Annotated in this window: 10 protein-coding genes and 1 pseudogene; all 11 read left to right on the top strand. The window is 54.6% G+C overall.

Annotated elements, in window-relative coordinates; translation table 11 throughout:
* Positions 1-342 (top strand): annotated as a pseudogene (locus ACJ8PN_RS25095) (EF-Tu/IF-2/RF-3 family GTPase); the annotation flags it as partial.
* Between the two features lie 260 nt (positions 343-602).
* Positions 603-986, top strand: a complete 384-nt coding sequence (secE, locus tag ACJ8PN_RS25090) for a preprotein translocase subunit SecE (protein WP_004929916.1) — start codon at positions 603-605, stop codon at positions 984-986.
* A gap of 1 nt (position 987) precedes the next feature.
* Positions 988-1533, top strand: coding sequence for a transcription termination/antitermination protein NusG (gene nusG, locus ACJ8PN_RS25085; protein WP_004929914.1), 546 nt, complete (start codon positions 988-990; stop codon positions 1531-1533).
* A gap of 165 nt (positions 1534-1698) precedes the next feature.
* On the top strand, positions 1699-2127 hold the full coding sequence (gene rplK, locus ACJ8PN_RS25080) for a 50S ribosomal protein L11 (RefSeq protein WP_004929911.1): 429 nt from the start codon (positions 1699-1701) through the stop codon (positions 2125-2127).
* A 3-nt stretch (positions 2128-2130) separates the two neighbouring features.
* On the top strand, positions 2131-2835 hold the full coding sequence (gene rplA, locus ACJ8PN_RS25075; protein WP_004929908.1) for a 50S ribosomal protein L1: 705 nt from the start codon (positions 2131-2133) through the stop codon (positions 2833-2835).
* A 338-nt stretch (positions 2836-3173) separates the two neighbouring features.
* Complete coding sequence (gene rplJ, locus ACJ8PN_RS25070) at positions 3174-3671, top strand: 50S ribosomal protein L10 (RefSeq protein ID WP_004929905.1); 498 nt, start codon at positions 3174-3176, stop codon at positions 3669-3671.
* A gap of 63 nt (positions 3672-3734) precedes the next feature.
* Entirely contained in the window at positions 3735-4100 is a 366-nt protein-coding gene (gene rplL, locus ACJ8PN_RS25065; RefSeq protein WP_004929903.1) for a 50S ribosomal protein L7/L12, read from the top strand.
* 332 nt (positions 4101-4432) lie between these two features.
* Positions 4433-8461, top strand: a complete 4029-nt coding sequence (gene rpoB / locus ACJ8PN_RS25060) for a DNA-directed RNA polymerase subunit beta (RefSeq protein WP_004929900.1) — start codon at positions 4433-4435, stop codon at positions 8459-8461.
* A 118-nt stretch (positions 8462-8579) separates the two neighbouring features.
* Positions 8580-12803, top strand: a complete 4224-nt coding sequence (rpoC, locus tag ACJ8PN_RS25055) for a DNA-directed RNA polymerase subunit beta' (protein ID WP_021505232.1) — start codon at positions 8580-8582, stop codon at positions 12801-12803.
* Between the two features lie 166 nt (positions 12804-12969).
* Positions 12970-13416 carry a GNAT family N-acetyltransferase gene (locus tag ACJ8PN_RS25050; protein ID WP_016929429.1) on the top strand — a complete coding sequence of 149 codons (447 nt, stop codon included), beginning with the start codon at positions 12970-12972 and terminating at the stop codon, positions 13414-13416.
* Positions 13416-13880, top strand: coding sequence for an oxidoreductase (locus tag ACJ8PN_RS25045; RefSeq protein WP_351110207.1), 465 nt, complete (start codon positions 13416-13418; stop codon positions 13878-13880). Before ACJ8PN_RS25050 ends, ACJ8PN_RS25045 begins: the two co-directional genes overlap by 1 nt.

Genomic DNA, 13880 nt, shown 5'->3' with positions numbered 1-13880 from the left:
ATCAAACGTGAAGAAATCGAACGTGGTCAGGTACTGGCTAAGCCAGGCTCCATCAAGCCGCACACCCAGTTCGAATCTGAAGTGTACATCCTGAGCAAAGATGAAGGTGGTCGTCACACTCCATTCTTCAAAGGCTACCGTCCACAGTTCTACTTCCGTACTACTGACGTGACCGGTACCATCGAACTGCCAGAAGGCGTAGAGATGGTAATGCCAGGCGACAACGTGAACATGAAAGTTACCCTGATTCACCCAATCGCGATGGACGACGGTCTGCGTTTCGCAATCCGTGAAGGCGGCCGTACTGTAGGCGCTGGTGTTGTTGCTAAAGTTATCGCTTAATCGCTGATAAAGTTTGACGCGACACGCGGTAAAAGGGCATCATTTGATGCCCTTTTTCTACGCTGTGAACTAGAACCTATCTCATCAGCGATTTTGCAGTCATAATCATTGGTGAGATGGGCTCTTAAACCGTATTGACTGAAATACGTCATGGCGTAAAACACCGGGATATCGCTAATGCGCTATCCGATCGGTTTGGTTTGCCTCGCAATGCGAGGCAAAGTTGTTTGTTATGAATCATCATTGTGACAGGTTGGTTTATGAGTGCGAATACCGAGGCTCAAGGGAGCGGACGCGGCCTGGAAGCGGCAAAGTGGCTGATCGTCGCCGTTCTGTTGGTTGTGGCTATTGTCGGTAACTATTACTACCGTGATTTAAGCCTGCCATTGCGCGCGCTGGCAGTTGTGCTGATCATCGCCGTTGCAGGTGCAGTGGCTCTGATGACCACCAAAGGCAAAGCCACCGTTGCGTTTGCCCGTGAAGCGCGTACCGAAGTACGTAAAGTGATTTGGCCAACTCGTCAGGAAACGCTACACACCACGTTGATCGTTGCCGCGGTAACCGCCGTGATGTCACTGATTCTGTGGGGACTGGATGGTATTCTGGTCCGTCTGGTGTCGTTTATTACTGGCCTGAGGTTCTAAAATGTCTGAAGCTCCAAAAAAACGTTGGTACGTCGTTCAGGCGTTTTCCGGTTTTGAAGGTCGCGTAGCGCAATCGCTGCGTGAACACATCAAACTGCACGATATGGAAGAGCTGTTCGGCGAAGTGATGGTGCCTACGGAAGAAGTGGTTGAAATCCGTGGCGGCCAGCGTCGCAAGAGCGAGCGTAAGTTCTTCCCTGGCTATGTGCTGGTGCAGATGGTGATGAATGACGCCAGCTGGCACCTGGTGCGCAGCGTACCGCGCGTCATGGGGTTCATCGGCGGTACGTCTGACCGTCCAGCGCCGATCAGCGATAAAGAAGTTGATGCGATCATGAACCGCCTGCAGCAGGTCGGTGACAAGCCGCGTCCGAAAACGCTGTTCGAGCCGGGCGAGCTGGTGCGCGTCAACGACGGCCCGTTTGCCGATTTCAACGGCGTGGTCGAAGAAGTCGATTACGAGAAGAGCCGTCTGAAAGTTTCCGTTTCCATCTTCGGCCGTGCAACGCCGGTGGAACTGGACTTCAGCCAGGTTGAAAAAGGCTGATCGAATAATCAGCAGTAAGCGGCCTGTTGCCGCTTGTCAAAGGCGCGAAATTGAACTACAATTTCGCGCCTTTTGTTTTTAGATGCCTTGCCTGATGTTTGTCCGGCGAGGTTAAACACGGGGAGCCTCTCACGAGGCGATACTACCCAAACCGAGGAAATTTAAATGGCTAAGAAAGTACAAGCCTACGTTAAGCTGCAAGTTGCAGCTGGTATGGCTAACCCGAGCCCACCAGTGGGTCCAGCTCTGGGTCAGCAGGGCGTTAACATCATGGAATTCTGTAAGGCGTTCAATGCTAAGACTGACAGCATTGAAAAAGGTCTGCCGATTCCGGTTGTTATCACCGTTTATTCTGATCGCTCCTTCACTTTCGTTACCAAAACCCCGCCGGCAGCAGTTCTGCTGAAAAAAGCGGCTGGTATCAAGTCTGGTTCCGGTAAGCCGAACAAAGACAAAGTAGGTAAAGTGACCCGTGCTCAGGTACGTGAAATCGCAGAAACCAAAGCTGCGGACATGACTGGTTCTGACGTTGAAGCGATGACTCGCTCCATCGAAGGTACCGCTCGTTCCATGGGCCTGGTAGTGGAGGATTAAGAGATGGCTAAGCTGACCAAGCGCATGCGCGTGATCCGTGACAAAGTTGATGCTACTAAACAGTATGACATCACTGAAGCTGTTGCTCTGCTGAAAGAGCTGGCCACCGCTAAATTCGTAGAAAGCGTTGACGTTGCCGTTAACCTCGGCATCGACGCTCGTAAATCTGACCAAAACGTTCGTGGCGCTACCGTTCTGCCACACGGCACCGGTCGTTCCGTTCGCGTTGCCGTATTTACCCAAGGCGCTAACGCTGAAGCTGCGAAAGCTGCAGGCGCAGAGCTGGTAGGTATGGACGATCTGGCTGAGCAGATCAAGAAAGGCGAAATGAACTTCGACGTTGTTATTGCTTCCCCGGATGCAATGCGCGTTGTTGGTCAACTGGGCCAGATCCTGGGTCCACGTGGCCTGATGCCAAACCCGAAAGTGGGTACCGTTACTCCGAACGTTGCTGAAGCTGTGAAAAACGCTAAAGCAGGTCAGGTTCGCTACCGTAACGACAAAAACGGCATCATCCATACCACCATCGGTAAGGTTGATTTCGACGCAGACAAACTGAAAGAAAACCTGGAAGCCCTGCTGGTTGCGCTGAAAAAAGCAAAACCTTCTCAGGCGAAAGGTATGTACATCAAGAAAGTTAGCCTCTCCACCACCATGGGTGCTGGCGTTGCTATCGATCAGAGCGGTCTGTCTGCCGCAGCGAACTAATCGCACTTGCGATTATCGCTTTGACTTGGGGCCGAGATTTGTCTAGAATCTTATGCCCCAAGGTTTTGCTATTGGCTATGCCGTAGGCAAAACAAAGATTTTTCGGTTGGAGCCTGGCCTATCCAGGCCTCCGTCCAAGACCGCAGGTGTATCGCGAGATACTTAATCCTTCCTGCGTAGACGGTGACAGAGCCTAAGAAAATTTTTCTTTTTTATAAAAGAATGTCTTTGCTGGATTCTGCTCACCGTGTTAAGCCGCTCGGCGTGGCGTTTTACAAAGCGCCGAGTGAAGTGAGTTCCGGGGGATTTTCCCCGGCTAATCCAGGAGCAAAAAGCTAATGGCATTAAATCTTCAAGACAAACAAGCGATTGTTGCTGAAGTCAGCGAAGTAGCCAAAGGCGCGCTGTCTGCGGTTGTTGCGGATTCCCGCGGCGTTACCGTAGATAAAATGACTGAACTGCGTAAAGCAGGTCGTGAAGCTGGCGTTTACATGCGTGTTGTTCGCAACACCCTGATGCGTCGCGTAGTTGAAGGCACTCCATTCGAATGCCTGAAAGACACGTTTGTCGGTCCAACCTTGATTGCATTCTCTCACGAACACCCGGGCGCTGCTGCTCGTCTGTTCAAAGAGTTCGCGAAAGCGAATGCAAAATTCGAGGTTAAAGCTGCGGCCTTTGAAGGTGAGCTGATCCCAGCGGCGCAAATCGACCGCCTGGCGACGCTGCCAACTTACGAAGAAGCGATCGCACGCCTGATGGCAACCATGAAAGAAGCCGCTGCCGGCAAACTGGTTCGCACTCTGGCTGCAGTACGCGATCAGAAAGAAGCGGCGTAAGCCACTCTTTCTTAGCCTTTGCTAACGTATTTAAACTATTTCTGAATTTTAGGAACAATTGTTATGTCTATCACTAAAGACCAAATCCTGGAAGCAGTTGCCGCTATGTCCGTAATGGACGTTGTTGAACTGGTTTCCGCTATGGAAGAAAAATTCGGCGTTTCTGCTGCTGCTGCTGTAGCTGTAGCTGCTGGCCCAGCTGAAGCTGCTGAAGAGAAAACTGAATTCGACGTTATCCTGAAAGCTGCAGGCGCTAACAAAGTTGCTGTTATCAAAGCAGTACGTGGCGCTACCGGCCTGGGTCTGAAAGAAGCTAAAGACCTGGTTGAATCTGCTCCAGCCGCTCTGAAAGAAGGCGTGAGCAAAGATGACGCAGAAGCTCTGAAAAAATCTCTGGAAGAAGCTGGCGCAGAAGTTGAAGTTAAATAAGCCAACCTTTCCGGTTGCAGCCTAGTCTTTTAGGCTGATGGCTGGTGACTTTTTAGTCACCAGCCTTTTTGCGCTGTAGGGCGCCAGTAGCGTTTCACACTGTTTGGCTGCTGGTTTCGCCTCCCAATGTTTGTTTCTATTGACGACTTAATATACCGCGGTCTTTGCACTACCAGGAGTTCTGGGGGAAGGCGCGATGAAATGGTTTAAGCGTGATAGCAAGAGACATTGCGGAAAGTGTTCCCGCTTTCCGGTCGACAAAACGGTGTTGCATGAACTGTCCCTAATCGGACGGACAGATTGGGTCACTGATCAGCGAGCTGAGGAACCCTATGGTTTACTCCTATACCGAGAAAAAACGTATTCGTAAGGATTTTGGTAAACGTCCACAAGTGCTGGACATACCATATCTCCTTTCTATCCAGCTTGACTCGTTCCAGAAGTTTATCGAGCAAGATCCAGAAGGGCAGTACGGCCTTGAAGCCGCATTCCGTTCTGTTTTCCCTATCCAGAGCTACAGTGGCAATTCGGAGCTGCAATACGTTAGCTACCGTCTTGGTGAGCCGGTCTTCGACGTCAAAGAGTGCCAGATCCGTGGTGTGACGTTCTCTGCACCGCTGCGCGTAAAACTGCGCCTGGTTATCTATGAGCGCGAAGCGCCTGAAGGTACGGTCAAAGACATCAAGGAACAAGAAGTCTACATGGGCGAAATTCCGCTCATGACCGAAAACGGCACCTTTGTGATCAACGGTACTGAGAGGGTTATCGTATCTCAGTTGCACCGTAGTCCTGGCGTATTCTTCGACAGCGATAAGGGTAAAACCCACTCCTCGGGTAAAGTGCTGTACAACGCACGTATCATCCCTTACCGCGGTTCATGGTTGGACTTCGAGTTCGATCCGAAAGACAACCTGTTCGTGCGTATTGACCGTCGCCGCAAACTGCCTGCGACCATCATTCTGCGCGCGCTGAACTATACCACTGAACAGATCCTCGACCTGTTCTTTGACAAGATCGTCTTCGAAATCCGCGACAACAAGCTGCAGATGGAGCTGGTGCCTGAGCGCCTGCGTGGTGAGACCGCTTCGTTCGATATCGAAGCCAACGGCAAGATCTACGTAGAGAAAGGCCGTCGCATCACCGCTCGTCATATCCGTCAGCTGGAAAAAGACGACATTCAGAGCATTGAAGTGCCGGTAGAGTACATCGCGGGCAAAGTGGTCGCGAAAGACTATATCGATACCAATACCGGTGAGCTGATCTGCGCAGCCAACATGGAGCTGTCGCTGGATCTGCTGGCCAAGCTGAGCCAGTCTGGCCACAAGCGCATCGAAACGCTGTTCACCAACGATCTGGATCACGGCGCGTACATCTCTGAAACGCTGCGTGTCGATCCGACCAACGATCGTCTGAGCTCGCTGGTAGAAATCTACCGCATGATGCGTCCTGGTGAGCCGCCAACGCGCGAAGCTGCCGAAAGCCTGTTCGAGAACCTGTTCTTCTCCGAAGACCGCTACGATCTGTCCGCGGTTGGCCGTATGAAGTTCAACCGTTCTCTGCTGCGCGACGAGATCGAAGGTTCGGGCATCCTGAGCAAAGACGACATCATCGAAGTGATGAAGAAGCTCATCGATATCCGTAACGGCAAGGGCGAAGTGGACGATATCGACCACTTGGGCAACCGTCGTATCCGCTCCGTCGGCGAAATGGCCGAGAACCAGTTCCGCGTAGGTCTGGTGCGTGTTGAGCGTGCGGTGAAAGAGCGTCTGTCTCTGGGCGATCTGGATACCCTGATGCCTCAGGACATGATCAACGCCAAACCGATTTCGGCGGCGGTGAAAGAGTTCTTCGGCTCCAGCCAGCTGTCCCAGTTCATGGACCAGAACAACCCGCTGTCCGAGATCACGCACAAGCGTCGTATCTCCGCACTGGGCCCGGGCGGTCTGACCCGTGAGCGCGCCGGCTTTGAAGTTCGAGACGTACACCCGACCCACTACGGCCGCGTGTGCCCAATCGAAACGCCGGAAGGTCCAAACATCGGTCTGATCAACTCCCTGTCCGTGTACGCACAGACTAACGAGTATGGCTTCCTGGAAACCCCGTACCGCCGCGTGCGCGACGGCGTGGTGACCGATGAAATCAACTACCTGTCTGCTATTGAAGAAGGCAACTTCGTTATCGCCCAGGCGAACTCCAACCTGGATGAAGAAGGCCGCTTCGTAGAAGACCTGGTCACCTGCCGCAGCAAAGGCGAATCAAGCCTGTTCAGCCGCGACCAGGTTGACTACATGGACGTATCCACCCAACAGGTTGTTTCCGTTGGTGCTTCACTGATTCCATTCCTGGAACACGATGACGCCAACCGTGCATTGATGGGTGCGAACATGCAACGTCAGGCCGTACCAACCCTGCGCGCTGACAAGCCGCTGGTCGGTACCGGTATGGAACGCGCTGTAGCGGTTGACTCCGGCGTAACCGCCGTTGCCAAACGCGGCGGTGTGATCCAGTACGTGGATGCTTCCCGTATCGTTATCAAAGTTAACGAAGACGAGATGTACCCGGGCGAAGCAGGTATCGATATTTACAACCTGACCAAGTACACCCGTTCTAACCAGAACACCTGCATCAACCAGATGCCGTGTGTGAATCTGGGTGAGCCAATCGAGCGCGGCGACGTGCTGGCGGATGGCCCATCGACAGACCTGGGCGAACTGGCACTGGGCCAGAACATGCGCGTAGCGTTCATGCCTTGGAACGGCTACAACTTCGAAGACTCCATCTTGGTCTCCGAGCGCGTGGTGCAGGAAGATCGCTTCACCACCATCCACATCCAGGAACTGGCGTGCGTGTCTCGCGACACCAAGCTGGGGCCTGAAGAGATCACCGCCGACATCCCTAACGTGGGTGAAGCTGCGCTCTCCAAACTGGATGAATCCGGTATCGTGTATATCGGTGCTGAAGTGACCGGCGGCGACATTCTGGTCGGTAAGGTAACGCCTAAAGGCGAAACCCAGCTGACGCCGGAAGAGAAACTGCTGCGTGCGATCTTCGGTGAGAAAGCATCTGACGTTAAAGACTCTTCTCTGCGTGTACCGAACGGCGTTTCCGGTACGGTTATCGACGTGCAGGTCTTCACCCGCGATGGCGTGGAAAAAGACAAGCGCGCGTTGGAAATCGAAGAGATGCAGCTGAAGCAGGCGAAGAAAGACCTGACTGAAGAACTGCAGATCCTGGAAGCCGGCCTGTTTGCACGTATCCACGCGGTGCTGGTTGCCGGTGGCATCGAAGCCGACAAGCTGAGCAAGCTGCCGCGCGATCGCTGGCTGGAACTGGGCCTGACCGACGAAGAGAAGCAAAACCAGCTGGAGCAGCTGGCTGAGCAGTACGACGAACTGAAATCCGACTTCGAGAAGAAGCTGGAAGCCAAGCGTCGTAAGATCACTCAGGGCGACGATCTGGCGCCGGGCGTGCTGAAAATCGTCAAGGTTTATCTGGCCGTTAAACGTCAGATCCAACCGGGTGACAAGATGGCGGGCCGCCACGGTAACAAGGGTGTTATCTCCAAGATCAACCCGATCGAAGATATGCCTTACGATGAAAACGGCACGCCGGTAGACATCGTACTGAACCCGCTGGGCGTACCATCACGTATGAACATCGGTCAGATCCTGGAAACCCACCTGGGTATGGCTGCGAAAGGCATCGGTGAGAAGATCAACCAGATGCTGAAGCAGCAGCAGGAAGTGGCCAAGCTGCGTGAGTTCATCCAGAAGGCCTACGATCTGGGCGATGACGTTTGCCAGAAAGTTGACCTGAACACCTTCAGCGACGACGAAGTGCTGCGTCTGGCAGAGAACCTGAAAAAAGGTATGCCGATCGCAACGCCGGTGTTTGACGGTGCGAAAGAGACTGAAATCAAGAAGCTGCTGGAAATGGGTGGTATCCCGACCTCCGGTCAGATCACGCTGTTCGATGGCCGTACCGGTGAGCAATTCGAGCGCCAGGTTACTGTTGGCTATATGTACATGCTGAAACTGAACCACTTGGTTGACGATAAAATGCACGCCCGTTCAACCGGTTCTTACAGCTTGGTTACTCAGCAACCTCTGGGTGGTAAAGCGCAGTTCGGTGGTCAACGCTTCGGTGAGATGGAAGTGTGGGCACTGGAAGCATACGGCGCGGCTTATACCCTGCAGGAAATGCTCACCGTTAAGTCGGATGACGTTAACGGCCGTACCAAGATGTACAAAAACATCGTGGATGGCGACCACCGGATGGAGCCAGGCATGCCGGAATCCTTCAACGTACTGTTGAAAGAAATCCGCTCGCTCGGCATCAACATCGAACTGGAAGACGAGTAATCGTCATTCCGGCTCAGGCTCCCCGCCTAAGGGAGCCTGAGGGTGGTTGTTCAGGTCACACGGGTACCTACTGCGGTTGTGGGTACCCAACAGGTTTAACTCCGACAGGAGCCAATCCGTGAAAGACTTATTGAAGTTTCTGAAAGCGCAAACTAAGACCGAAGAGTTTGATGCGATCAAGATTGCTCTGGCCTCGCCAGACATGATCCGTTCGTGGTCGTTCGGTGAAGTTAAGAAGCCGGAAACCATTAACTACCGTACGTTCAAACCTGAGCGTGACGGCCTTTTCTGCGCCCGTATCTTCGGGCCGGTAAAAGATTACGAGTGCCTGTGCGGTAAGTACAAGCGCTTGAAACACCGCGGCGTGATCTGTGAGAAGTGCGGCGTTGAAGTGACCCAGACTAAAGTGCGCCGTGAGCGCATGGGCCACATCGAGCTGGCTTCCCCGACTGCGCACATCTGGTTCCTGAAATCGCTGCCATCCCGCATCGGTTTGCTGCTGGATATGCCGCTGCGTGACATCGAACGCGTACTGTACTTCGAATCCTATGTGGTGGTCGAAGGCGGTATGACCAACCTCGAGCGTCGTCAGATCCTGACTGAAGAGCAGTATCTGGACGCGCTGGAAGAGTTCGGTGACGAATTCGACGCCAAGATGGGTGCGGAAGCCATTCAGGCCCTGTTGAAAAACATGGATCTGGAAGCCGAGTGCGAGCAGCTGCGTGAAGAGCTGAACGAAACCAACTCCGAAACCAAGCGCAAGAAGCTGACCAAGCGTATCAAGCTGCTGGAAGCGTTCGTACAGTCCGGTAACAAGCCGGAGTGGATGATCCTGACCGTGCTGCCGGTACTGCCGCCGGATCTGCGCCCACTGGTTCCGCTGGATGGCGGCCGTTTCGCGACGTCGGATCTGAACGATCTGTATCGCCGCGTGATCAACCGTAACAACCGTCTGAAACGCCTGCTGGATCTGGCTGCGCCGGACATCATCGTGCGCAACGAAAAGCGTATGCTGCAAGAAGCGGTAGACGCCCTGCTGGATAACGGCCGTCGCGGTCGTGCGATCACCGGTTCCAACAAACGTCCTCTGAAATCTTTGGCCGACATGATCAAAGGTAAGCAGGGTCGTTTCCGTCAGAACCTGCTCGGTAAACGCGTCGACTACTCCGGCCGTTCCGTAATCACCGTAGGTCCATACCTGCGTCTGCATCAGTGCGGTCTGCCTAAAAAGATGGCGCTGGAGCTGTTCAAACCGTTCATCTACGGCAAGTTGGAGCTGCGTGGCCTGGCCACCACCATCAAAGCCGCCAAGAAAATGGTTGAGCGTGAAGAAGCCGTCGTTTGGGATATCCTGGACGAAGTGATCCGCGAACACCCGGTACTGCTGAACCGTGCACCAACCCTGCACCGTTTGGGTATCCAGGCGTTTGAACCGGTTCTGATCGAAGGTAAAGCGATCCAGCTGCACCCGCTGGTTTGTGCGGCCTATAACGCCGACTTCGATGGTGACCAGATGGCCGTTCACGTACCGCTGACGCTGGAAGCCCAGCTGGAAGCGCGTGCGTTGATGATGTCCACCAACAACATCCTGTCCCCAGCGAACGGCGAGCCAATCATCGTTCCTTCTCAGGACGTTGTACTGGGTCTGTACTACATGACCCGCGACTGTGTTAACGCCAAGGGCGAAGGCATGGTGCTGAACGGTTCCAAAGAAGCTGAGCGCGTTTACCGCGCCGGCCTGGCGTCTCTGCATGCGCGCGTTAAAGTGCGTATCACCGAAGACGTCAAGAACGCCGAAGGCGAATGGACTTCTCAGACCAGCATCATCGACACCACCATCGGCCGCGCCATCCTGTGGATGATCGTACCGAAAGGTCTGCCGTACGCGATCGTTAACCAGCCTTTGGGCAAGAAAGCGATCTCCAAGATGCTGAACACCTGTTACCGCATCCTGGGCCTGAAGCCGACCGTAATCTTTGCTGACCAGATCATGTACACCGGTTTTGCTTACGCAGCCCGTTCCGGCGCCTCCGTAGGTATCGACGACATGGTTATCCCGGCCAAGAAAGCGGAGATCATCGAAGAAGCGGAAACCGAAGTTGCCGAGATCCAGGAGCAGTTCCAGTCTGGTCTGGTTACCGCCGGCGAACGCTACAACAAAGTGATCGATATCTGGGCTGCAGCGAACGAACGCGTTGCGAAAGCGATGATGGAAAACCTGTCGGTAGAAGACGTGGTTAACCGTGACGGCGAAGTGGAACAGCAAGTTTCCTTCAACAGCATCTTTATGATGGCCGACTCCGGTGCGCGTGGTTCCGCCGCTCAGATTCGTCAGCTGGCCGGTATGCGTGGCCTGATGGCGAAGCCGGACGGCTCCATCATCGAAACGCCAATCACCGCGAACTTCCGTGAAGGTCTGAACGTACTCCAGTACTTCATCTCCACCCACGGTGCTCGTAAAGGTCTGGCGGATACCGCACTGAAAACCGCGAACTCCGGTTATCTGACCCGTCGTCTGGTTGACGTGGCGCAGGACCTGGTGGTGACCGAAGACGACTGTGGCACCCACGACGGCATCCTGATGACCCCGGTTATCGAAGGTGGCGACGTGAAAGAGCCGCTGCGTGAACGCGTTCTGGGCCGTGTGACGGCAGAAGACGTCCTCAAGCCGGGTACGGCGGACATTCTGGTGCCGCGCAACACCTTGCTGAACGAGAAGGCGTGTGACCTGTTGGAAGAGAACTCTGTCGACAGCGTTAAAGTCCGTTCCGTGGTGAGCTGTGAAACCGACTTCGGTGTGTGTGCTAACTGCTATGGTCGCGACCTGGCACGTGGCCACATCATCAACAAAGGCGAAGCCATCGGCGTTATCGCGGCACAGTCCATCGGTGAGCCGGGTACACAGCTGACGATGCGTACGTTCCACATCGGTGGTGCGGCATCTCGTGCGGCTGCTGAATCCAGCATTCAGGTGAAAAACAAGGGTAGCATCAAGCTGAGCAACGCGAAGTTCGTTATGAACGCCGCAGGCAAGCTGGTGATCACCTCGCGTAACACCGAACTGAAACTGATCGACGAATTCGGCCGTACCAAAGAAAGCTACAAGGTGCCTTACGGCGCCGTGATGGGCAAAGGCGACGGTGAAGAAGTTAACGGCGGCGAAACCGTTGCTAACTGGGATCCGCACACCATGCCGGTCATCAGTGAAGTCAGCGGCTTCATTCGCTTCGCGGACATGGTCGACGGCCAGACGATTACTCGTCAGACCGACGAACTGACCGGTTTGTCTTCTCTGGTTGTTCTGGACAGCGCAGAGCGTACCGGTAGCGGTAAAGACCTGCGTCCGGCACTGAAAATCGTTGACGCTCAGGGCGAAGACGTATTGATCCCAGGTACTGATATGCCTGCTCAATACTTCCTGCCGGGCAAAGCGATCGTTCAGCTGGAAGACGGCATTCAGATCGGTGCGGGTGATACCCTGGCGCGTATTCCTCAGGAATCCGGCGGTACCAAGGATATTACCGGTGGTCTGCCGCGCGTTGCCGACCTGTTCGAAGCGCGTCGTCCGAAAGAGCCGGCAATCCTGGCTGAAATCAGCGGGATTATCTCGTTCGGTAAAGAGACCAAAGGCAAACGTCGCCTGGTGATCTCTCCGCTGGACGGCAGCGACGCTTACGAAGAGATGATTCCGAAATGGCGTCAGCTCAACGTGTTCGAAGGCGAAGTGGTGGAACGTGGCGACGTCGTTTCCGACGGCCCAGAGTCTCCGCACGACATTCTGCGTCTGCGTGGCGTGCATGCGGTTACCCGCTACATCACCAACGAAGTGCAGGAAGTTTACCGTCTGCAAGGCGTTAAGATTAACGATAAGCACATCGAAGTTATCGTTCGTCAGATGCTGCGTAAAGGCACCATCGTTAGCGCTGGTGGCTCCGAGTTCCTGGAAGGCGAGCAGGCTGAAGTGTCTCGCGTCAAGATTGCCAACCGTCAGCTGGAAGCTGAAGGTAAGATCCCGGCAACCTTCTCGCGCGATCTGCTGGGTATCACCAAGGCATCCTTGGCGACCGAGTCCTTCATCTCCGCCGCATCGTTCCAGGAAACGACGCGCGTTCTGACCGAAGCTGCCGTAGCCGGCAAGCGTGATGAACTGCGTGGCCTGAAAGAGAACGTCATCGTGGGCCGTCTGATCCCAGCCGGTACCGGTTACGCTTATCATCAGGATCGCATGCGTCGACGTGCTCAGGGTGAAGCGCCGGTTGTTCCGCAAGTCAGCGCGGAAGAAGCGACGGCTAACCTGGCCGAGCTGCTCAACGCAGGCCTGGGCGGCAGCGACGACGAGTAATCGTCATCCGCGCCGCGGGCCCGGCATGCCGGGCCCATTGCCAGATAAACCGCTCCCTCGGGGGCGGTTTTTTTTCGCCTCATGCCGGGGCAGAGCAAACTTTGCTACTATGGTTACAGCAGAAATTGACCGGCGCTTTTACCAGACAACCAAGGACAGTGCGAACATGGACAGCCTCATTACCTTCGAAAAATTGACGGCGCAACACCTGCCTTACCTGTATGAGATCCGCTTTTCCGTTGAAGAAAACCTGCTGCATCCGCATCAGATCCAGTATCTGCAGCGCAGGCAGGCGCTGGAGGACATCAACCAGGGCGGCGGCTGGATCTGCAAGCATGGCGACGATTATGCCGGCGTTGGCTTCGGGTTATTCATCCCTGAACCGCTGATCGGCGGCCTGTTCGTGAAGCCGGAATACCAGTCGAAGGGGATCGGCTCCGCCTTGTTGGCGCGAGTCACCGCCTGGATGTTTGAGCGCGGCGCCGAAGCGATCCACTTAACCACCGATCCGGGCTCCAAAGCCGAAGGCTTTTATCAACATCACGGCTGGGCCGTGGTCGGGCAGGATGAGTTCGGCCAGGCTGAACTGGTGAAACGCAAAGAGGGTGAATAATGACAATCAAAGGATTGATGACGTTACTGCTGCTTTCGCTGTTCAGCGCACCGCTGTATGCGGCCGTTGACTATTTTTACCTGAAACCGCTCGATGGTGAGAAGATCAAGATAACCAGGCAGATGCTGGAGGCGATGCCGCAGTACACGATTAAAACCTCGACCAATTTCACCCCGGAAGATACGTTCACCGGCGTTGAGTTTGCGGAGTTAGTGAAAGCCTACCACCTGAGAGGCCTGTCGGTGCGCGCTTTCGCCTGGGATGATTACTCCTATTCGATGCCGATTGACGAGATGATTAAATACCGTGTGATCGTCGCCTACCAGCGCGGCGGCAAGCCGATCGACGTTGGTGAGCTGGGGCCGTTCGCCATTATTTATCCGCGCGATGGCTATGCCGAACTGAATAACCTGGATGTGAATGCGAAAACCGTCTGGCAAGTGAAACGGTTGGAGCTGAAATAA

This window comes from Serratia sp. CY76391, from assembly GCF_052166695.1.
GTDB classification, from domain to species: domain Bacteria; phylum Pseudomonadota; class Gammaproteobacteria; order Enterobacterales; family Enterobacteriaceae; genus Serratia; species Serratia nematodiphila.
This window is presented reverse-complemented; position numbering and strand designations above follow the sequence as displayed.